We start from the raw sequence: 19,552 nt of genomic DNA, 5'->3' as shown, positions 1-19,552 counted from the left end.
GTACAGGCCAAACAAGGGGGCTGTATGGCACGCTGATGAAACGGGTTTGGCACCGTTTTGCCACTTTCCCCTGATTGCTTTCGCCGGCAGCGCTTTTTCTCCACCCACCCTGGAAAACTGGCATGCAACCACCCCGCGTCAGTACCAACCGCCGCCTGCTGAGTTTCGCCTGGCCATTCGTCGTGGCCGTGCTGCTTTTGGTGCTGCTGGGCGGGCTGAGCCAGAACGTGCTGTCGGCGGTACGGGCCTACATCGCCGGCGAGAGCCTGTGGTCGAAGGGGCAGAAGGATGCGGTCTACTACCTCGAGCGCTACGCCGAGACCGGTTCGGAGCTGGCTTACCAGCAATACCGCGACGCCATCCGCGTGCCGCTGGCCGACAGCAAGGCGCGCCAGGCGCTGGATCGTCCCGATCCCGATACCGCCGCCGCCGCCGTGGGGTTCCTGCAGGGGGCCAACGACCCGGACGACATCCCCGAGCTGATCTGGCTGTTCCTGCGCTTTCGCCGCGTCAGCTATCTCGATCAGGCCATCGCCTACTGGGCCGAGGGTGATCGCCTGCTGGGCGAGCTCGATCAGGTGGCCCAGCGCTTGCGCCAGGGCCGGGCGAGCGGCGCCCTGAGCGCGGCGCAAGCGGTCGAGCTCAAGCTCCAGATCCAGGAGATCAACCGGGAGGTCACGCCGCTGGAGAACGCCTTCTCCAACGTGCTGGCGGAGGGCGGACGCGTCATCCAGCGCCTGCTGGCCGCGGTCAACCTGGTCAGCGCCACCGTCCTGATCCTGTTCGCCTTGCTGCGCACGCGCCAGTTGATCCGCCAGAGCGAGCTGTTCGAGCAGGCTCTGGGCGAGAGCGAGGAGCGTCTCGCCCTCGCGGTCAATGGCAGCGACTACGGCATCTGGGACTGGAACATCGTCGAGGGCAGCGTCTATTACTCGCCGCGTTTCAAAGCCATGCTGGGTCTGGCCGAGCATGAGCTGGAAGGCTCCATAGGCGCTTTCTGGGAGCATCTGCACCCGGACGACACGGTGCCGACGCGGGACCGGCTGGAGCGGCACCTGGCGGGCGAGGGCGGCTACGACGTCGAGTACCGCCTGCGCACCCGCAACGGCGGCTATCGCTGGTTCCGGGCGCGCGGCCAGGCCTTGCGCGACGCCGCCGGGCGGGCGGTGCGCATGTCGGGCTCGATCTTCGACATCACCGACCGCAAGTTGGCCGAAGGCGCCCTGCACGCCGAGCAGGAACGCGCCCAGGTCACCCTGGCCTCGATCGGCGACGCCGTCATCACCCTCGACGGCGGCGGCCAGGTCGACTACCTCAACCCGGTGGCCGAGCAACTGATCGGCCACCCGCTGGCGCAGGCGCACGGCCGCCGCCTGGGCGCCTTGTGCTGCCTGTTCGAGGAGGGGCTGTCGCCGGAGCGGCCGGTCCGTCTCGAGCCCCTGCTCAACGAGGCGGCACAGCCCGGCGCCGGGCGCAACCTGCTGCTGGAGCGGCACGACGGCTCGCGCGTCTCGGTGTGCATGGTGAGCGCCCCGATCTTCGACAGCCAGGGCGGGGGGGCCGGCAAGGTGCTGGTGTTCCACGACATGACGCGCGAACGCCTGTACATCGAAAGCCTGTCCTGGCAGGCCAGCCACGACGCCCTCACCGGGCTCACCAACCGCCACGAATTCGAGCGCCGCCTGACCCGGCTGCTGGAAGTCACCGTCGGACGCCAGCAGTATCACGTGCTGATGTACCTCGACCTCGATCAGTTCAAGGTGGTCAACGACACCTGCGGCCACGCCGCCGGCGACGAACTGCTGCGCCAGGTGTGCGTGCTCTTGTCCCAGCAGCTGCGCGAGGACGACACCCTGGCGCGCCTGGGCGGCGATGAATTCGGCGTGTTGCTGCAGAACTGTCCGCCCGAAGCGGCGCTGCAGGTCGCCGAGAAGCTGCGCCAGACCGTGTGCGACCTGCACTTCAGCTGGAGCGGCCAGCCGTTTGCCATCAGCGCCAGCATCGGGGTGGTGCACATTTCCGGGGTGCCAACCACGCTCAAGGAGGTGATGCGCGCCGCCGACGTGGCCTGCTACATGGCCAAGGAGAAGGGGCGCAACCGGGTCCAGCTGTACGCCGCGGACGACGCCGAATTGACCACCCGCTACGGCGAAATGGAGTGGGTGCAACGCCTGCACCGCGCGTTGGAAGACGAGCGCTTCCGCCTCTACGCGCAGACCATCGTCCCGCTCGGCGACGGCTCGTCCGCACCGCACTTCGAGCTGCTGCTGCGGCTGCTCGACGAGTACGGCATGCTGGTGCCGCCGAGCGCCTTCATCCCGGCCGCCGAACGCTACAACCTGATGGCGACCATCGACCGCTGGGTGGTGCGCACGGCGCTGGCCATGCTGGCGGCGCAGACCTCGCCGGGCAGTGAGTGGACCTGTGCCATCAACCTGTCCGGCGCCTCGCTCGGCGACGACGATTTTCTCGGTTTCCTGCGTGCCGAACTCGCCGGCAGCGGCATCGATCCGGCGCATCTGTGTTTCGAGGTGACCGAGACCAGCGCCATCGCCAACCTGGCCTGCGCCACCGAATTCATGCGCGAATTGCGCCAGCTGGGTTGCCGCTTCTCGCTCGACGACTTCGGCGCCGGCATGTCGTCGTTCGGCTATCTCAAGCACCTGCCGGTGGATTACCTGAAGATCGACGGCGGCTTCGTCAAGGACATGCTGGACGACCCCATCGACCACGCCATGGTCGAGGTGATCAACCACATCGGCCACGTCATGGGCAAGCAGACCATCGCCGAGTTCGTCGAACACCAGGGCATCCTGGAGGCGCTCAAACGCATGGGGGTCGATTACGCCCAGGGCTACGGCGTGGCGAGACCGCTGCCGCTGGCCGAGGTGCTCGCCCAGCAATTTCCCGCTGCCGGGCAGGACGAGGTGCCGCCCGTGGCGGCCGGCTGCCGGCCCGGTTGTCCGCAGCACAACGTGTGAGGAGATCCAACATGAGCGACGAATTCGTCCGGGTGGGCCCGCTCAAGGAGATTGACAGCTATCCGCCATGGGCACGCGAGCTGGTGCGCCTGTGCCAGGAGAGCAAGAGCCAGGTGGTCGAGCACGAGCTGTTCCGCCGCCTGCGCGACGGCGAGCTCGATACCGCCATCCTGCATCACTTCCTGATCGGGGTGTGGCCGGTGATCGAGCAGTTCCCGCAGTACATGGCGCTCAATCTGCTGAAGATCCGCTACGGCCGCACGCGCGGACAGGACATGGCGCGCCGCTACCTGGTGCGCAACATCCGCGTCGAGCAGAGCCACGCCGAGCACTGGGTGGAATGGGCGCTGGCCAGCGGTGTGACGCGCGAAGACCTGATGTTCAGCCCGGTGCCGGTGCCGATGCTGGCCTTGTGCCACTGGTGCTGGCACACCTGCGACCGCGACACCCTGGTGCTGGGCATGGCGGCCACCAACTTCGCGATCGAGGGCGCCACCGGCGAATGGGCGGTCAAGGTGTGCTCGCGCGACCTCTACGAGCAGAGCTTCGCCCCGGCCGAGCGCGTCCGCGCGATGCGCTGGCTCAAGCTGCACGCGCAGTACGACGACGCCCACCCCTGGGAGGCGCTCGAGATCATCAGCACCCTGCTCGGCAACCACCCGACCGAGCGCGACTTCGCCCACCTGCACGCGGTGATCTGCAACAGCTACGACTACATGCGCATGACGCTCGATTACTGCCTTGATGCCAGCGTGCTGCCGCCGCCGCGCGAGGCACGCTTCGACGGCGCGCCGGTATTGCCGCAGCTGCAGGGACGTTTCGCGTATCTGGGGTGAGGGGGCGGGCCATGCTCATTCCGCCAGAAGCTCGGCCACGCGCCGACGGCCGCCACTGCAGGGGCTGAGCCACGCGCCGCCAACGCTGCCGAAGGCGTGCTGACGCTCAACATCGAGCTGCCGGGGAGGGGGCGTGGACGGAGAGCCCGGACTGGCTGGCGGGGCTGTGGCGACGAGAAAATGAAAAGAGGCTAGCGAGTTGGTCTCGCTAACCTCTTGAATTCCTGGCGCACCCGATTGGAATCGAACCAACGACCTTCAGCTTCGGAGGCTGACACTCTATCCAACTGAGCTACGGGTGCTTTGCAGAGCAGGCGGATGATAGCTTAACTGCCCTGGCACGTCCAGTGAGGGGCTTTTGCCATGCCGAGAGGGTTCTCGTATAATGCCCCTGATTTCTTCATTGTCATTAATATTTCAGGCGAGGCTCGGAATGAGTAATGGGAACGGGATGGCCCCGGGACAGGTTGTCAAGGTCCTGATCGGTGTCGTTGTCTTTCTGGTCGTGGCGATCTGGCTGCTGGCCAAGCTGGCAACCAGTGGTTTCAACGTGGATGCCGAAGTCATGACCAAGGAAGCGGTAGCCGCTCGCCTGAAACCGGTCGGCGAATCCGTCGCCAGCGACGCGCCCCCGGGCATGCGCAACGGCGAACAGGTGTTCAAGGGCATCTGTATTTCCTGTCACGGCACCGGCCTGGCCGGCTCGCCCAAGTTCGGCGACGCCGGCGCCTGGGCGCCGCGTATCGCCAAGGGCTTCGACACCCTGGTACAGCACGCGCTGGGTGGCTTCAACGCCATGCCGGCCAAGGGCGGCGCCGCCGACCTGAGCGACGACGAAGTGAAGCGCGCCGTGGCCTACATGGCCAACGCCGGCGGCGCCAAGTTCACCGAGCCGAAAGTCGGCGGTGAAGGCGGTGCGGCGCTCGACCCGAACGTGGCCGGCAAGAAGATCTTCGACAGCGTCTGTACCGCCTGCCATTCCACCGGTGCCGCCGGTGCGCCGAAGTTCGGCGACAAGGCCGCCTGGGCACCGCGTCTCAAGCCGGGCCTGGACGAAGTGGTGAAGATCGCCACCAAGGGTCTGAACGCCATGCCGCCCAAGGGTGGCTTCACCGGCAGCGACGAAGAATTCAAGGCCGCCGTGGAATACATGGTGAACAACTCCAAGTAAGCCGGCCAACGCTTTGCGGATACAAGAAAAACGCGCCTTCAAGGCGCGTTTTTTTATGCCTCGCCGCCGCGCCCGAAGCCTTCCGACCAGCGTGGGCCGCCTCAGCCGCGTGGCGCCTGCTCCGAGCCGGGCCAGCTCAGGCCGTGTTCCCGCAGCAGCGGCTCCAGCCAGTGGCGCAGCCGGTCGCAATGCTTTCCCTCCCAGTACAGCTTGCGGCAGCGCTGGCAGCGGTAGAAGTGGCGCTGGTAGGCGTAGACGCGCGGCGGGGTCTCGGCGGCGACGCTGGCGCGCGTCACTGCTTCGATGGCGCCGTTGCAGTGTGAGCAACGGCTGAACAGCCGCAACTGACGCCACAGATCGAAGCGCTCCAACACTTCGACCAACTGCTCGCGCGGCACGATGGCACGCAGGAAGGCGCCGTGCGTCACGGCATTGCGCTTCAGCAGCCCGATGTCGCGCGTGAGCAGGATGCGGTGCTCGGCCAGCGCGACCTGCGCCAGCTCCTCGTCCGGCCAGTCGTTGCGGTACAGCGTATCGAGCCCGAGCAGGCGCAGGTAGCGCGCCAGCCGGCCAAGATGGACATCGAGCACGAAGCTGGGGTGGCGTAGCGGCGCCGGGCGCAGCCGGTTCAGCTCGGCGAGGTCGAAGCGCTCGAAGGTCGGGTAGACCGCTACCCGTTCGCCGCCGTGCAGATGGTGCTGGAAATCCACCGACACGCCGTCCACCAGGATCAGGTCGACCTCGGTGTGCGGGATGCCCAGCGCCTGGATGCGGTCCTTGACGGTAGGGCTGCCGGTGAAGGCATGGCGGAAGCTGACCTTACGCCGGGCGGGCGGCAAGAAATCGTTCAGCTCCTCATAGAAGCGGAATTCGCAGTGCTTGAGGGACTTCGGGGGGCGTGGCATGTATGCACTATAACCCTAGAAACAGCCGCTGTTTTGCCGTGCCGGAGAGAGTATGGCGGCCAGCGGCGAATACGGACGACAGGCTGCGGCCTGGCGATAGGGGGCGTCAAGACCGCCAATTTGAGTGGAGGGAGCGATATGGACGTTTCATGGATTGTCGTCGCCGACAGCCGGCGTGCACGGATTTTCCAGCCCGAGGCCGGCGGGCACAAGCTGACGGAAACGGCGGAAATCAGCGCGGAGGAGGGGGAGGCCGCCGCGGGCGGCAACCATGCCGAACCGCCGCGCGGCGGGCACCGGACGATGGTGACGCGCAGCGACCCGCAGGAGCACGGCGCCGCCGCGTTCGCCCGCAAGCTGGCGAACGCCCTGATGCAGGGGCGCGCCGACGGCAGTTTCGAGCGGCTGGTGCTGGTGGCGCCGCCGCACTTCCTCGGCCAGTTGGGCGAGTGTCTGCCCAAGGAGGTCGAGCGCATGGTGGCGCTCAAGGTGTCGCAGGAACTGACCCACCTCGATGCTGCGGCCATCAGGGAGCACCTGCCGGCGCGCTGGTGAGAGCTCATTATCATTAGGCGGCTGTGCCTGTGCATCTTGAGCGCCGGCAGTACTCTGCGCGTGCGAGTCTCCTGCAGAGACTCGTTCAGCCATGGGCCTCATGTACAAGTAGTACATGAGGATTTCCGATCGCTAAGGAGAATCTCTGCGTGCAAATCTCTCGCTGAGCCAATCGAAGATCGGCACGCAGGGATTTGCCCAGCGATAGATTCGCACGCAGTGCACATGAGCCCCGATCAGGGACGCGCAGCAAGATCGTGAACCGGTGCTAAGTCTTCACTATCAAGGGTGGTGCCTTATTCGGCGCCGCCCTTGCCTTTCTTGCCTTCCAGCATCGCACTCAGGCTCGCCAGCCGCGACTTGCCCTCGCTCTTGCTTACCACCGGCTCGGCGCCCGGCTTGCCGAAATGGCGCAGGTCGTCGCCATTGATCTCGTCGATGAAGCGCGACGGATCGACGAACTGCCACTCGCCGGCGCGCCTGCGCTTGACGCAGTGGGTCAGCGTCAGGCTCTTCTGGGCGCGGGTGATGCCGACGTACATCAGCCGGCGCTCTTCCTCGATCATGCCGTTTTCCACCGACTCGCTGTGCGGCAGGATGCCTTCCTCGCAGCCCACCAGGAACACGTGCGGGTACTCCAGGCCCTTGGAGGCGTGCAGCGTCGACATGTGCACGGCGTCCAGCTCGCCTTCGTCGCGCCCCTCCAGCATGGTGATCAGCGCGATCAGCTGGGTCAGCTCGATCAGGTTCTTGTTGTCGGCCTCGCCCTTCTTGGCGAGCCAGGCCACCATCTCCTGCACGTTCTTCCACTTGGTTTCGGCGGCGCGTGGGCTGTCCTCGCTGTCGTACAGCCAGGCCTCGTAACCGATGGCCTTGAGCATCTCCTGTGCCAGTTCGCCGGCCGGTTCGCGCAGCGCGCGGTACTGCAGGTGACTGATGAAGTCGCAGAACTGCGTCAGCGGTTCCAGCTGGGCGTGCTGTACCTGCAGCCGGAAGCCTTCCTCGTGCGCGGCGGCGAACAGGCTCTTCTTGCGCTCGCCGGCCCAGGCGCCGAGCTTCTCCAGCGTGCCGGCGCCGACGCCGCGCTTGGGCGTGGTCAGGGCGCGGATGAAGGCCGGGTCGTCGTCCGGGTTGGTGATCAGCTTCATGTAGGCGATCACGTCCTTGACCTCGGCCTTGTCGAAGAAGCTCTGGCCGCCGGACATCTGGTAGGGGATACGCTGGTTGCGCAAGGCCTGCTCGAAGATGCGCGCCTGGTAGTTGCCGCGGTAGAGGATGGCGTAGTCCTTGAACTCGGTGCGGCACTCGAACTTGTGCGCCAGCAGGCGCTGCACCACCACCTCGGCCTCGTGCTCCTCGTCCTTGCAGCGGATCACGTGGATCGGCTCGCCCAGGCCCAGTTCGCTCCACAGCTGCTTCTCGAACAGCTTGGGGTTGTTCGAGATCACCGAGTTGGCGGCGCGCAGGATGCGCGCGGTGGAGCGGTAGTTCTGCTCGAGCTTGATGATCTTGAGCCTGGGGAAGTCCTGCTGCAGCAGCCGCAGGTTCTCCATGTTGGCGCCGCGCCAGGCGTAGATGCTCTGGTCGTCGTCCCCCACTGCGGTGAACATGCCGCGCACCCCGGTCAGGAGCTTCACCAACTGGTACTGGCAGGTGTTGGTGTCCTGGTATTCGTCGAGCAGCAGGTAGCGCAGCTTGTGCTGCCACTTCTGCAGTACTTCCTCGTTGTTGCGGAACAGTTCCACCGGCAGCCGGATCAGGTCGTCGAAATCCATCGCCTGGTAGGCGGTGAGGGTGTCCTGGTAGGCGAGGTAGGTGGTGGCGCAGATGCGCTCCCACTCGTTCTCGGCCAACTGTAGCGCCTCCTCGGCGCTCTTGAAGTCGTTCTTCCACAGCGAAATCTGGCTCTGCACCTTGCGCACCTCGTCCTTGGCGGTGGTGCGCAGCAGGTCGGAGATGATTTTGCCGGCGTCGTAGGCGTCGAGGATCGAGAACTGCGGCTTGTAGCCCAGGTGCGGTGCTTCCTGGCGTAGGATTTGCATGCCCAGCGAGTGGAAGGTCGACACCGTCAGTCCGCGCACCTCGGCCGGCGTCATCAGCTTGGTGACGCGCTCCAGCATCTCGCGCGCAGCCTTGTTGGTGAAGGTGATGGCGGCGATGTTGCGCGCATCCATCTTCGCCTCGCGGATCAGGTGCATGATCTTGAAGGTGATCACCCGGGTCTTGCCCGAGCCGGCGCCGGCCAGCACCAGGAGCGGGCCGTCGAGGTAATGGATGGCCGCGCGCTGCGGCGGATTGAGTTGCGGTGCGGACATGACGTTTCCGGAGAGTTTGTGAATAACTCTGCTGCGCGCCCCCATTCCGGCCCTGTGATGCTCGCCGTACCGCGTGTACGGCTGTGCTTCTCGAACCGGCCTGGGGGCGCGGCGATGACCGCAGGGAATCCCTGTGGGACGATTTTCATCTCCCGCTCTGAGGGCGCGGCAGGGCGGGGCGCGTCGCAAATCGGTAATGCAGGCCGGGCATTGTAGCATGCGGTATCATCGTGCTTGTGCAGACAGCCTTTCCCTTCTGGTCTGCCAATCGAGGACAGTTAACTATGGCAACCTACGCAATCGGCGACATTCAGGGCTGTTTCGGCCCGTTCCAGCAGCTCTTGCGCCAGATCGAATTCAACCCGGGGCGCGACACACTGTGGCTGACCGGCGACCTGGTCAACCGCGGCCCCGAGTCGCTCGAGGTGCTGCGCTGGGTGTTCCGCCACAGCGACAAGGTGCAGATCGTGCTGGGCAACCACGACCTGCACCTGTTGGCGGTGGCCGAGGGCTTCGGCAAGGTGCGCTCCGACGACACCCTGCTCGACATCCTCAACGCCAGCGACGGCAAGCTGCTGCTCGACTGGCTGCGTTGCCAGCCGCTGATGATCGAACAGCAGGGCTTTGCCATGGTGCACGCCGGCCTGATGCCGGAATGGACCGTCGACCGGGCGATGGGCCTGGCTGAAGAGGTGGAGGACAGCCTGTCCGGGCCGCGCTACCGCGAGTTCCTGTCGCGTCTCTACGGCAACAAGCCGACGCGCTGGAGTGACGAGCTCAAGGGGATGGACCGGCTGCGGCTGGTGGTCAACGCGATGACACGCATGCGGCTGGTGACGCGCGACGGCGAGCTCGACCTCGCGTTCAAGGGCGAACTCGACAAGGCGCCGGCCAACCTGCTGCCGTGGTTCGATGCCCCGGGGCGGCGCAGCGCCGGCACCCCGATCATCTGCGGCCACTGGTCGGCGCTCGGCCTCTACGTCACCGAAGACATCCTCTCCATCGACACCGGCTGCCTGTGGGGCGGCAGCCTCACCGCGCTCAGGCTGGAGGATCGGCAGGTGTTCTCGCTGCCGTGTCCGGCCGAGCAGGCGTTATCCTGAGCCCGCGCACGATCTCGTCACGTGCCGCCTCGGCCAACTGGAAGCGGGTCGGCTCGCTGCCGTTGGCACCGTCGGCGCTGATGCGGCTGCCGTAGCGCAGTTCCACCCGTATCGCCGGGGTGGCGAGGATCATGCGCAGGCTCTGCATGAAGGTGGTGTCGCCGGCGTAGGCGGCGGCGGTGCACGGCGTATCGTGCGGCGTGCGGTAATTGAGCGCCACCGGCTGCACCGTGCCGCGCGACTGGCGCACCGATTCGAACAGCGAGGGCTTGAACGGCAGCAGCACGCTGCCGTCCGAGGTGGTCGCCTCGGGAAACACCGCCATGCAGCCACCGTTCTCCAGCGCCCGCGCCAAGTGCTGGTTGACGCGGCTGGCATCGCGCCGGCTGTTGCGGTCGATGAACACCGTGCCGGCACTGGCGACCAGCCAGCCCGCCACCGGCCAGCGCCGGATCTCCTGCTTGGCGACAAAGCGCGACACCGTCGCGCTGTTCAGCACGAAGATATCCAGCCACGACACGTGGTTGGCCACCAGCAAGGTATTGTTCGGGTAGAACCCGGGCGAGTCGCCCGCCACCTCCACCGTTATCCCCAGGATCTTCAGCAACTGGCGCGACCAGCGTTGCGTCACCACCGCCCGCTCGGCGTAGGCCAGGCGTGGGAAGCGGGTGGCGACGATGACCAGGCCGATGGCGATGTGCCATCCCATGCGGGCCAGACGGAAACAGCGGGTGGGTAGCGAAGTGGGGCGGGTCGGGCGCATTGGCAACGGCGAGGATGGGGAAGGAAGGCGATGCTCCGACTCTACCATGGCTGGCAATGCGGACAGTAGTAGGAACTCCGCTGCCCCTGGCGAATCTGACGTATCAATGAGCCGCAGGTGTGGCAGGGCTCCTCGGCGCGACCGTACACCGCGTAGGTCTGCTGGAAGTAGCCGGGCTGGCCGCTGGCGCCGACGAAGTCGCGCAGCGTGCTGCCGCCGGCCTCGATTGCGCGTGCCAGGATGCTCTTGATGGCCACAGCCAGGCGCTCGCAGTCGGCATGGGTCAGGCGGCGTGCGGCACGCCCGGGACGGATGCCGGCCTCGAACAGGGACTCGTTGGCATAAATGTTACCCACCCCCACCACCACATGATTATCCATCAGCAACTGCTTGATCGACGTCGTGCGCCCGCGGCTGGCGCGGTACAGCGTGTCGGCGTCGAACGCGTCGCCGAGCGGCTCCGGTCCCAGTTCCGCCAGCAGCGGGTGGAACTCCACCGGGCCCACGTGCCACAGCATGGCGCCGAAGCGGCGCGGGTCGCGATAGCGCAGCGCCGTGCGCCCGTCCAGGATGAGATCGATATGGTCGTGTTTTTGCGGCGGCGTGTCGGCCGCCACCAGCCGCAGGCTGCCGGACATGCCAAGGTGCACCAGCAGCGTGCCGCTGGCGAACTCCAGCAGCAGGTACTTGGCGCGGCGGCGCACCGCCAGTACCGGCAGGCCGCTGAGGGTGGCGGCCAGCGCCGGCGGCACCGGCCAGCGCAGGCGGCCCTCACGTACCACGACGTCGGTCACGGTGGCGCCGGTGAGGTGAGGTTCGACCCCGCGCCGGGTGGTTTCCACTTCAGGTAATTCTGGCATGTTATTCCACGCTCCACGGCCATCAATAATATCAATGAGCGTGGTATTCTACGCTTTCGCCGGGTCAAGATTCCACGCACATGAAACCGTTAAACCGAACCCTTCCCCTCCTCCTGGTGCTGCTGCTGTCCGCCTGCGCGGTGACTCGTCCGCCTGAACGCACCGCGGCGCCGGCCATCCCCCAGGCAGAGGCGACGGACAACGCGCCCGACGACGACGGTGACGGTGTCGAAGCCGCCAAGGCTGAAGCCGCCGCGGCCGACGCCAAGCTGCCCAAGGTCGAACTCGACAGCCACATCCTGTTCGGCGTGCTGGCCGGCGAGATCGCCGCCCAACGTGGCGCGGCGGGGGCGTCGGCGGTCACCTATCTCGACCTCGCACGGCAGACCCGCGACCCGCGCCTGGCGCAGCGTGCCGCCGAGTTCGCGCTGTTCTCCGGCCAGCTCAAGGTCGCCTCCGAGGCGCTGACACTGTGGGTCGAGCTCGACCCCGACTCCGACACCGCGCGCGAACAGCTGCTGATCACCCTGCTGCGCTCAGGAAAGCTGGCCGAAAGCCGGCCCCTGGTGGAAGAGCTGCTCAAGCGCGAGCCGGCGCGGGCCGGCGCCGTCTTTGTGCAGTTGGCGCGGCTCACCGCGCTGCAGGGCGACAAGCAAGGCGCCTACCAACTGATCCAGCAACTGGCGGAGCGTTACCCCGATCTGCCGGAAGCACGCTTCGCGGTGCTCGCGGTGGCGGCGGAGGTCGGCAACGACACCGTGGTCGAGCAGGAACTCGACCGCCTGGCGCGCATCGCTCCCAAATGGGATCTGCCGGTGGCATGGCAGACCGACCGGCTGCGCCGCAGCGATCTCAACGCCGCAATCTCCTTCCTAAACAAGGAACTGGACCGGCGCCCCGAAGCCGGGCTGGAGCTGAAGATGGCCTATCCGCGCCTGCTGGTCGGCGCCAAGCGTTTCGACGAAGCGCGCCGCGCCTTCGAGGCACTGCTCCGGACCCAGCCCAAGAACGCCGAGTTGCTGTACGGCGCCGGCCTGCTGGCGTTGCAGCAGCGTGATCTGCCTGTGGCCAAGCAGCACCTGGAAGCGGCGCTGGCGGAAAAACACCCCGAAAGCGACTTCATCCGTTACACCCTCGGCCAGTTGGCCGAAGAGCAGGACAACGTCGCCAGCGCCCGGCGCTGGTACGAAGCGGTGGGGCAGGGCGCGCAGTACCTGCCGGCGCAGGGGCGCCTGGCCGAGCTGGACGCCGCCGCCGGCAACGCCGATGCCGGCATCGCCCGGCTGCAGAAGCTCGAGATCGGCGGCGCCGGCCGCGTCCAGGTGGTGCTGGCGCAGTCGCAGATCGCCCGCGAGGCCAAGCGGTACGACCTGGCGCACGCCCTCTTGAGCCAGGCGCTGCAAGAAGCCCCGGGCACCCCGGAGCTGCTCTACGAACGGGCCCTGGTGGCCGATCTGATGGGCAACGTCGACGGCGCCGAGAGCGACCTGCGCGCCTATCTCAAGGAAAAACCCGACGACCCGCAGGGACTCAACGCCCTCGGCTACACGCTGGCCAACCGCACCACGCGCTATCAGGAAGCCTTGGGCCTGATCCAGAAAGCCCTGCAGGCCGAGCCGGACAACCCGATGGTGCTCGACAGCATGGGCTGGGTGTTGTTCAAGCTGGGCCGTCTCGAGCCGGCGCGCGAGCACCTCGAACGTGCCTTCGCGGTGTCGCCAGACGCCGAGATCGCGGCACATTACGGCGAGGTGCTGTGGCAGCTCAACCGTCGCGACGAAGCGCGCGCGGTGTGGCAGAAGGCCACCGGCAGCGAATCCAGCCTGGAAATGCTGAAGAACACCGTGCACCGCCTGGAGCAGCCATGAGCCGCTGGCTGGCACTGGGCCTGTGCGGCCTGCTCTTGACCGGCTGCGCCACGCGCGACGTCGCGTTCCGGCCGCAAGCCGAGGCGACCCTGCCGCGCGATACCCCGTTTTCGATCTCCGGCCGGCTGTCAGTCAAGGCCGACGGCAAGGGGCAGGTCGCCAACTTCGACTGGAATCACGATGCCGTACGCGACCAGCTGTCGATCAACAGCCCGATCGGTTCCACCGTGGCGCGCGTCGAGCGCGACGCGAACGGCGTGACGCTGCAGGCCGACGGCAAGACCTACCAGGCGGCGGACGTGGAAAGCCTGACCGAGAAGACGCTGGGCTGGCCGCTGCCGCTCTCCAACCTCGCTTGGTGGATTCGTGGCCAGGCGGCGCCGGACTGGCCGCAGAACGTCTCCGCCGACGGTGTGCTGCATCAGCAGGGCTGGTCCATCCGTTTCGTCAGCGACGCCGATCAGCCCGGCCCGTACCCGAAGCGGGTCGAAATGGAGCGCGACCGGCTGTCGATCCGCCTGGTCGTGCACGCCTGGCGCTGAGAACCTGTCCATGGTCTTGCTGCGCGATCCCCGGGGCGTATGTGTCGCTCTGCGCGTGCGCGGCTCCGGTGGAGATTCGCGCCGCCATGATTTCCATGCACTCCATGGCCATTGCGTTCCTGCGCCGCTTTTCCTTTCGTTGAGCTGTTCGCGACAGAGCCTGAACCGGTTCTGAGTTTTCTCCACATTCCGTTTTCGAGTTCTTCCGACATGACCGCCGTCTTCCATGCCTATCCGGCTCCGGCCAAACTCAATCTGATGCTCAAGGTGGTGGGGCGCCGTGCCGACGGCTACCACCTGCTGGAAACCGTGTTCCGCTTCATCGACTACAGCGACACCGTCGAACTGGCGGTGCGCGACGACGGCGTGATCGAGCTGCTGAACCCGATCGACGGCGTGCCGGCCGAGCGCGACCTGACGGTGCGCGCGGCACGCCTGCTGCAACAGCACAGCGGCACCCCGCTGGGCGCCTCGATCCGCCTCACCAAGCGCATCCCGATGGGCGGCGGTCTGGGCGGCGGCAGTTCCGACGCCGCCACCGTGCTGCTGGCGCTCAACGCGCTGTGGCAGACCGCTGTGCCGCGCGAAACCCTGATGCAGCTGGGCCTGAAGCTGGGGGCCGATGTGCCGGTCTTCATCTTCGGCCGCAACGCCTTTGCCACCGGCATCGGCGAGGAACTGACCGAGCTGGAGCTGCCGGAAAAGTGGTACGTGGTGCTGCATCCGGGGGTGCATGTACCGACTGCTGAAATTTTTTCGTCAGAACTGTTGACAAGGGATTCCGGTATCAGCATAATGCGAATCCTCGAAACAACGCAGCAACGACGAAACGACTTGCAGCGGGTTGTGACGAGTAAGTACCCAGCGGTAAACGAAGCGTTAAGCGAGCTTGAGAAATACGGTTCGCCGCTGATGACAGGCTCCGGAAGTTGTGTTTTTCTGGAGTGCGATTCGGAAAACGAAGCCGATAAAGTTTATAAGACGCTGTCGCAGAAGTACAACGGATTTGTCGCAAGAGGCCTTTCGGTCCACCCGTTGTTCGGCAGCATCTAGCCCAGTTACTGGGGAGTCGCCAAGTGGTAAGGCACCGGATTTTGATTCCGGCATTCGTAGGTTCGATCCCTACCTCCCCAGCCAAGAATCTCTACAATATAGAGAACGAGAATAAAAGCGTGTAAGTTTCCCTTACACGCTTTTTCTTTATTCAGCTAAGGCATAACGAGTTATGGCGGCATACGACAGTTTGATGGTTTTCACCGGGACCGCTAACCCGGAACTCGCCCAGAACGTGGTCAAGCATCTGGACATCTCGCTCGGCCGTGCCGACGTGGGCAAGTTCAGCGACGGTGAAGTGGCTGTAGAGCTGCTGGAAAACGTGCGCGGTCGCGACGTGTTCATCCTGCAGTCCACCTGCAACCCGACCAACGACAATCTGATGGAAATCCTGACCATGGCCGATGCGCTCAAGCGCGCCTCCGCCGGTCGTATCACCGCCGCCATCCCGTACTTCGGCTATGCCCGCCAGGATCGCCGCCCGCGTTCCGCGCGTGTGCCGATCTCCGCCAAACTGGTCGCCAACATGCTGACGTCGGCCGGTATCGACCGCGTGCTGACCGTCGACCTGCACGCCGACCAGATCCAGGGCTTCTTCGACATTCCGGTGGATAACGTCTACGCCACCCCGGTGCTGCTGAAGGATGTCCGCTCGCAGCGCATCGAAGACCTGATCGTGGTGAGCCCGGACGTCGGCGGCGTGGTGCGCGCGCGCGCCATGGCCAAAGCGCTGAATACCGACCTCGCCATTATCGACAAGCGTCGTCCCAAGGCCAACGTGGCCGAAGTCATGAACATCATCGGCGACGTCCAGGGCCGTACCTGCCTGATCGTCGACGACATGATCGATACCGCCAATACCCTGTGCAAGGCCGCTTCCGCGCTGAAAGAGCGCGGTGCCGAGCGCGTGCTGGCCTACGCCACCCACGCCATCTTCTCGGGCCAGGCCATCGATCGCATTGCCAATTCCGACATCGACATGGTGGTGGTGACTGACACCATCCCGTTGTCGGCGCAAGCCAAGGCCTGCCAGAACATCCGCGTGGCCTCCATCGGCGGCCTCTTGGCCGAGACGCTGCGCCGCATCAACAACGAAGAGTCGGTGTCCTACCTCTTCAACGAGGACCTGGTTTCGACGGGCGCCTGCCTGCCGTAAACATCGTGTGGCTGGTCGCGGCCACACGGTGCCATTCACTTGAACTGGAGTTTTACTCATGTCTTACGAACTGATTGCTGCCAAGCGTGAACAGCTGGGTACGGGTGCGAGCCGCCGCCTGCGTCACGCCGGCAAACTGCCGGCCGTGGTATACGGCGCCAACACCGAAGCGGTTTCCGTGGTGCTGGAACACAACCCGGTTTACTACGCGCTGAAGGAAGAAGGCTTCCACACCGGCATCCTGAACCTGGTGATCGACGGCGAGAAGCAGGCCGTGCTGCTGCGTGACTACCAGATGCACCCGTACAAGCAGCTGGTGCTGCACATGGACTTCCAGCGCGTCGATCTGAACGAGAAGATGCACGTCAAGGTGCCGCTGCACTTCGTCGGTGCCGATGCGTCCGAAGCCGTCAAGCTGCAAGGCGCCAAGATCTCGCACGTGCTGACCGAAGTCGACGTGCGCGCTCTGCCGGCCCAACTGCCGTCCTTCATCGAAGTGGACCTGTCCGCCATCCAGGCTGGCCAGACCATTCACCTGTCCGACCTGAAGCTGCCGGAAGGCGTGGAAATCACCGCCCTGACTCGCGGTGGCGACCAGGCTGTGGCCTCCGCCAGCGGTGCCGCTGCCGCCGAGTAATTCCGCGGTCGTGCACGATCAAGCTCGTTGCGTTGCCTGACGGCCTCGCAACGGGCTTTTTTATTGGAATGCAATCATGTCCGGGATTCGATTGATCGTCGGGCTGGGCAACCCTGGCCCGGAGTACGAGAAAACCCGTCATAATGCCGGTTTCTGGCTGGTCGACGAACTGGCCTGGCAGCACAAGGCGGCGCTGAGAGGCGAAGGCAAGTTCTTCGGCGAAGTGGCGCGCGCGCCGCAGCCGGGCGGCAGCGACCTGTGGCTGTTGAAGCCGATGACCTTCATGAACCTGTCCGGCCAGGCGGTGGCGGCGCTGGCGCGCTTCTACAAGATCGCCCCGGAGGAAATCCTGGTAGTGCACGACGAGCTCGACCTCGAGCCCGGCACCGCCCGTTTCAAGCAGGGTGGCGGGCACGGCGGCCACAACGGCCTGAAGGACATCATCGCCCGCCTTGGCTCGCCGAACTTCTGGCGTCTGCGGCTGGGCATCGGCCACCCCGGCGAGCGCAGCGAGGTGGTCGGCTTCGTGCTGAAGAAGCCGCGCAGCGAAGAACAGGGCGCCATCGAGGACGCCATGGCGGCGGCGCTCCGGGTATTGCCGCAGGCCATCGCCGGCGACATGCCGGGCGCGATGAAAACCCTGCATACCGCCGCCAAGTAATTTTCCGGCCGCAAGCCTGCTTCGGCCAACCTTTGCAAAGATTTTCGAGAGGAACGCAGTCATGAGTCTCCAGTGCGGCATCGTCGGCCTGCCCAACGTCGGCAAGTCGACCCTCTTCAATGCGCTGACCAAGGCCGGCATCGAAGCGGCCAACTATCCGTTCTGCACCATCGAGCCCAACGTCGGCATCGTCGAGGTACCGGACCCGCGTCTGGCCGAGCTGGCCAAGATCATCAACCCGCAGAAGATCCAGCCGGCCATCGTCGAGTTCGTCGACATCGCCGGCCTGGTGGCGGGCGCCTCCAAGGGCGAAGGCCTCGGCAACCAGTTCCTCGCCAACATCCGCGAGACGGACGCCATCGTCAACGTGGTGCGCTGCTTCGACGACGACAACGTGGTGCACGTCGCCGGCAAGGTCGACCCGATCGCCGATATCGAAACCATCGGCACCGAACTGGCCCTGGCGGATCTGACCACGGTGGAAAAGGCGATCCAGCGCGACGGCAAGAAGGCCAAGTCGGGTGACAAGGACGCGATCCGCCTGATCGCCGTGTTGGAGAAAGTGCGTGCGCATCTGGACCAAGGCTTGCCGGCGCGTTCGCTGGGCCTCGACGCGGAAGAGGTTGCGCTGCTCAAGCCGTTCTGCCTGCTGACCATCAAGCCGGCGATGTACGTCGCCAACGTGGCCGAGGACGGTTTCGACAACAACCCGCACCTCGACAAGCTCAAGGCGCTGGCCGACAAGGAGGGCGCTCCGGTGGTGGCGCTGTGCGCGGCGATCGAATCGGAAATCGTCGAGCTCGACGACGCCGACAAGGCCGAATTCCTGGCCGAGATGGGGCTGGAGGAGCCGGGCCTGAACCGCCTGATCCGCGCCGCCTACAAGCTCCTCGGCCTGCAGACCTACTTCACCGCCGGGGTGAAGGAAGTGCGCGCCTGGACCATCCACGTCGGCGACACCGCGCCGCAAGCGGCCGGGGTGATCCACACCGACTTCGAACGCGGCTTCATCCGCGCCCAGACCATCTCCTACGACGACTTCATCGCCTGCGGCGGCGAAGCCAAGGCCAAGGAAGCCGGCAAGATGCGCTCCGAGGGCAAGGAGTACGTGGTGAAGGACGGCGACGTGATGAACTTCCTGTTCAACGTCTGAGGCGGTTGCCCGCCATGCGCCGAAGACCGTCATCCCCCTGGGTGGCGGTTTTTTTCTTGGCGCGGGCTAGGCAATGCCGTTGGGGGTTGTTATAGTTCCATGTGTTATGTTGTTTCTTTAATTTGAAACTAAAGGTTATATTAAAATGAAGAAACTGATCGCTCTGCTGGCCCTGATCGGCGCCACCTCGCACGCCTTCGCCGCCGACCTGCTCGATACCGTACAACAGCGCGGCACGCTCAAGATCGCGCTGGAAGGCACCTACCCGCCGTTCAACTTCAAGGACAAGGACCAGAAGCTGGCCGGCTTCGAGGTCGACCTCGGCACCGCGCTGGCGCAGAAACTCAAGGTGAAGCCGGAATTCACCACCGGTGAGTGGAGCGGCCTCCTGGCCGGTCTGCAGGGCGGCAAGTTCGACGTGGTGATGAACCAGGTGTCGATCACCGACAAGCGCAAGGAAGTGTTCGACTTCTCGCAGCCGTACACCATCTCCAGCGCCCAGCTGATCGTGCGCAAGAACGAGAAGCGGACGTTCAAGTCGCTGGACGACCTGAAGGGCCTGAAGATGGGCGTGACCCAGGGCAGCAACTACGCCGATATGGTCAAGGCGCAGGGCGGCATCGAGTCCAAGTTCTACCCGTCGGCCGCGGAAATCTTCCAGGATTTGGCCTCCGGCCGTATCGACGCCGCGATCAACGACAGCCTGCTGATCCCGTTCGCCATCAAGGAAGCCAAGCTGCCGCTGAAGGCCGGCGCCGCGGTGGGCACGACCACGCAGATGGGCATCCCGTTCGCCAAGGGCAACCCGAAATTCAAGGCCGCCATCGACGGCGCGCTGACGTCCTTGCACAAGGACGGCACCTTCAAGAAAATCTCGGTGAAGTGGTTCGGGATCGACGTGTCGAAGGCTCCGGGCGCGCGCTGAGCCGCGGCGTGACGCCGGGCTGGTGACGCTCCGGCCGTCGATGGTCGCACTGGACGCCCCCGCGGCTT

Annotated in this window: 17 protein-coding genes and 2 tRNA genes; 14 read left to right on the top strand and 5 right to left on the bottom strand. The window is 65.6% G+C overall.

What is annotated here, in order from left to right:
* Window positions 1–122 precede the first annotated feature (122 nt).
* Both B9N72_RS03395 and B9N72_RS03390 read left to right on the top strand, forming a co-directional pair.
* Window positions 123–2,981 carry an EAL domain-containing protein gene (locus tag B9N72_RS03395; protein ID WP_085275036.1) on the top strand — a complete coding sequence of 953 codons (2,859 nt, stop codon included), beginning with the start codon at window positions 123–125 and terminating at the stop codon, window positions 2,979–2,981.
* Between the two features lie 11 nt (window positions 2,982–2,992).
* Window positions 2,993–3,817, top strand: coding sequence for an iron-containing redox enzyme family protein (locus B9N72_RS03390; RefSeq protein WP_085275035.1), 825 nt, complete (start codon window positions 2,993–2,995; stop codon window positions 3,815–3,817).
* A gap of 225 nt (window positions 3,818–4,042) precedes the next feature.
* Here B9N72_RS03390 and B9N72_RS03385 read toward each other — a convergent pair.
* Window positions 4,043–4,119, bottom strand: a tRNA-Arg gene (locus tag B9N72_RS03385).
* Window positions 4,120–4,250: 131 nt separating this feature from the next.
* Here B9N72_RS03385 and B9N72_RS03380 point away from each other — a divergent pair.
* The gene (locus tag B9N72_RS03380) at window positions 4,251–4,988 is read left to right on the top strand and encodes a c-type cytochrome (protein WP_085275034.1); all 738 of its coding nucleotides are present in this window, start codon (window positions 4,251–4,253) and stop codon (window positions 4,986–4,988) included.
* A 101-nt stretch (window positions 4,989–5,089) separates the two neighbouring features.
* On the opposite strand, the gene B9N72_RS03375 is transcribed toward B9N72_RS03380, so the two are convergent.
* Window positions 5,090–5,893 (bottom strand): Mut7-C RNAse domain-containing protein, encoded by an 804-nt coding sequence (locus B9N72_RS03375; protein ID WP_085275033.1) that lies wholly within the window; start codon window positions 5,891–5,893, stop codon window positions 5,090–5,092.
* Window positions 5,894–6,031: 138 nt separating this feature from the next.
* On the opposite strand from B9N72_RS03375, the gene B9N72_RS03370 reads away from it, so the two are divergent.
* Window positions 6,032–6,448, top strand: a complete 417-nt coding sequence (locus B9N72_RS03370) for a host attachment protein (protein ID WP_085275032.1) — start codon at window positions 6,032–6,034, stop codon at window positions 6,446–6,448.
* A 296-nt stretch (window positions 6,449–6,744) separates the two neighbouring features.
* Here the strand turns inward: B9N72_RS03370 and B9N72_RS03365 are convergent, their stop codons facing one another.
* A complete protein-coding gene (locus B9N72_RS03365; protein ID WP_085275031.1) occupies window positions 6,745–8,763 on the bottom strand; it encodes a UvrD-helicase domain-containing protein in 2,019 nt (672 codons plus the stop codon).
* 284 nt (window positions 8,764–9,047) lie between these two features.
* Here B9N72_RS03365 and B9N72_RS03360 point away from each other — a divergent pair, with 284 nt between their 5' ends.
* On the top strand, window positions 9,048–9,866 hold the full coding sequence (locus B9N72_RS03360; RefSeq protein ID WP_085275030.1) for a symmetrical bis(5'-nucleosyl)-tetraphosphatase: 819 nt from the start codon (window positions 9,048–9,050) through the stop codon (window positions 9,864–9,866).
* On the opposite strand, the gene B9N72_RS03355 is transcribed toward B9N72_RS03360, so the two are convergent.
* Both B9N72_RS03355 and mutM read right to left on the bottom strand, forming a co-directional pair.
* Window positions 9,805–10,629, bottom strand: coding sequence for a lysophospholipid acyltransferase family protein (locus B9N72_RS03355; protein WP_085275029.1), 825 nt, complete (start codon window positions 10,627–10,629; stop codon window positions 9,805–9,807). The two genes, B9N72_RS03360 and B9N72_RS03355, sit on opposite strands and share 62 nt — an antisense overlap.
* A gap of 41 nt (window positions 10,630–10,670) precedes the next feature.
* Window positions 10,671–11,489 (bottom strand): bifunctional DNA-formamidopyrimidine glycosylase/DNA-(apurinic or apyrimidinic site) lyase, encoded by an 819-nt coding sequence (gene mutM, locus B9N72_RS03350; protein ID WP_085275028.1) that lies wholly within the window; start codon window positions 11,487–11,489, stop codon window positions 10,671–10,673.
* A gap of 80 nt (window positions 11,490–11,569) precedes the next feature.
* Here mutM and B9N72_RS03345 point away from each other — a divergent pair, with 80 nt between their 5' ends.
* From B9N72_RS03345 to B9N72_RS03305, 9 genes are all read left to right on the top strand, one after another.
* Window positions 11,570–13,357 carry a tetratricopeptide repeat protein gene (locus tag B9N72_RS03345; RefSeq protein WP_085275027.1) on the top strand — a complete coding sequence of 596 codons (1,788 nt, stop codon included), beginning with the start codon at window positions 11,570–11,572 and terminating at the stop codon, window positions 13,355–13,357.
* Complete coding sequence (lolB, locus tag B9N72_RS03340; protein ID WP_085275026.1) at window positions 13,354–13,899, top strand: lipoprotein insertase outer membrane protein LolB; 546 nt, start codon at window positions 13,354–13,356, stop codon at window positions 13,897–13,899. The genes B9N72_RS03345 and lolB overlap by 4 nt, the downstream gene beginning before the upstream one ends.
* A 210-nt stretch (window positions 13,900–14,109) precedes the next feature.
* Window positions 14,110–14,952 carry a 4-(cytidine 5'-diphospho)-2-C-methyl-D-erythritol kinase gene (gene ispE, locus B9N72_RS03335; protein ID WP_085275025.1) on the top strand — a complete coding sequence of 281 codons (843 nt, stop codon included), beginning with the start codon at window positions 14,110–14,112 and terminating at the stop codon, window positions 14,950–14,952.
* 9 nt (window positions 14,953–14,961) lie between these two features.
* Window positions 14,962–15,036: transfer RNA gene (locus tag B9N72_RS03330), tRNA-Gln, on the top strand.
* A gap of 88 nt (window positions 15,037–15,124) precedes the next feature.
* On the top strand, window positions 15,125–16,108 hold the full coding sequence (locus B9N72_RS03325) for a ribose-phosphate pyrophosphokinase (RefSeq protein WP_085275024.1): 984 nt from the start codon (window positions 15,125–15,127) through the stop codon (window positions 16,106–16,108).
* A 58-nt stretch (window positions 16,109–16,166) separates the two neighbouring features.
* Complete coding sequence (locus B9N72_RS03320; protein WP_085275023.1) at window positions 16,167–16,745, top strand: 50S ribosomal protein L25/general stress protein Ctc; 579 nt, start codon at window positions 16,167–16,169, stop codon at window positions 16,743–16,745.
* A 76-nt stretch (window positions 16,746–16,821) separates the two neighbouring features.
* A complete protein-coding gene (gene pth / locus B9N72_RS03315; RefSeq protein WP_085275022.1) occupies window positions 16,822–17,406 on the top strand; it encodes an aminoacyl-tRNA hydrolase in 585 nt (194 codons plus the stop codon).
* A gap of 61 nt (window positions 17,407–17,467) precedes the next feature.
* Window positions 17,468–18,559 (top strand): redox-regulated ATPase YchF, encoded by a 1,092-nt coding sequence (gene ychF / locus B9N72_RS03310; protein WP_085275021.1) that lies wholly within the window; start codon window positions 17,468–17,470, stop codon window positions 18,557–18,559.
* Between the two features lie 145 nt (window positions 18,560–18,704).
* Window positions 18,705–19,484: a transporter substrate-binding domain-containing protein gene (locus tag B9N72_RS03305; protein ID WP_085275020.1), complete on the top strand. Its 780-nt coding sequence runs from the start codon at window positions 18,705–18,707 to the stop codon at window positions 19,482–19,484.
* Window positions 19,485–19,552 lie beyond the last annotated feature (68 nt).

It is taken from the genome of Pseudogulbenkiania subflava DSM 22618 (genome assembly GCF_900177275.1).
Lineage (GTDB): Bacteria > Pseudomonadota > Gammaproteobacteria > Burkholderiales > Chromobacteriaceae > Pseudogulbenkiania > Pseudogulbenkiania subflava.
The sequence above is the reverse complement of the archived record's forward strand: the minus strand, read 5'-3'. Positions and strand labels throughout refer to the sequence as shown.

Excerpts from the sequence above, each read along its gene's own strand:
- B9N72_RS03395 (WP_085275036.1), top strand. The coding sequence starts at position 123 with ATGCAACCACCCCGCGTCAGTACCAACCGCCGCCTGCTGAGTTTCGCC.
- B9N72_RS03390 (WP_085275035.1), top strand. The coding sequence starts at position 2,993 with ATGAGCGACGAATTCGTCCGGGTGGGCCCGCTCAAGGAGATTGACAGC.
- B9N72_RS03380 (WP_085275034.1), top strand. The coding sequence starts at position 4,251 with ATGAGTAATGGGAACGGGATGGCCCCGGGACAGGTTGTCAAGGTCCTG.
- B9N72_RS03375 (WP_085275033.1), bottom strand. The coding sequence starts at position 5,893 with ATGCCACGCCCCCCGAAGTCCCTCAAGCACTGCGAATTCCGCTTCTAT.
- B9N72_RS03370 (WP_085275032.1), top strand. The coding sequence starts at position 6,032 with ATGGACGTTTCATGGATTGTCGTCGCCGACAGCCGGCGTGCACGGATT.
- B9N72_RS03365 (WP_085275031.1), bottom strand. The coding sequence starts at position 8,763 with ATGTCCGCACCGCAACTCAATCCGCCGCAGCGCGCGGCCATCCATTAC.
- B9N72_RS03360 (WP_085275030.1), top strand. The coding sequence starts at position 9,048 with ATGGCAACCTACGCAATCGGCGACATTCAGGGCTGTTTCGGCCCGTTC.
- B9N72_RS03355 (WP_085275029.1), bottom strand. The coding sequence starts at position 10,629 with ATGCGCCCGACCCGCCCCACTTCGCTACCCACCCGCTGTTTCCGTCTG.
- mutM (WP_085275028.1), bottom strand. The coding sequence starts at position 11,489 with ATGCCAGAATTACCTGAAGTGGAAACCACCCGGCGCGGGGTCGAACCT.
- B9N72_RS03345 (WP_085275027.1), top strand. The coding sequence starts at position 11,570 with ATGAAACCGTTAAACCGAACCCTTCCCCTCCTCCTGGTGCTGCTGCTG.
- lolB (WP_085275026.1), top strand. The coding sequence starts at position 13,354 with ATGAGCCGCTGGCTGGCACTGGGCCTGTGCGGCCTGCTCTTGACCGGC.
- ispE (WP_085275025.1), top strand. The coding sequence starts at position 14,110 with ATGACCGCCGTCTTCCATGCCTATCCGGCTCCGGCCAAACTCAATCTG.
- B9N72_RS03325 (WP_085275024.1), top strand. The coding sequence starts at position 15,125 with ATGGCGGCATACGACAGTTTGATGGTTTTCACCGGGACCGCTAACCCG.
- B9N72_RS03320 (WP_085275023.1), top strand. The coding sequence starts at position 16,167 with ATGTCTTACGAACTGATTGCTGCCAAGCGTGAACAGCTGGGTACGGGT.
- pth (WP_085275022.1), top strand. The coding sequence starts at position 16,822 with ATGTCCGGGATTCGATTGATCGTCGGGCTGGGCAACCCTGGCCCGGAG.
- ychF (WP_085275021.1), top strand. The coding sequence starts at position 17,468 with ATGAGTCTCCAGTGCGGCATCGTCGGCCTGCCCAACGTCGGCAAGTCG.
- B9N72_RS03305 (WP_085275020.1), top strand. The coding sequence starts at position 18,705 with ATGAAGAAACTGATCGCTCTGCTGGCCCTGATCGGCGCCACCTCGCAC.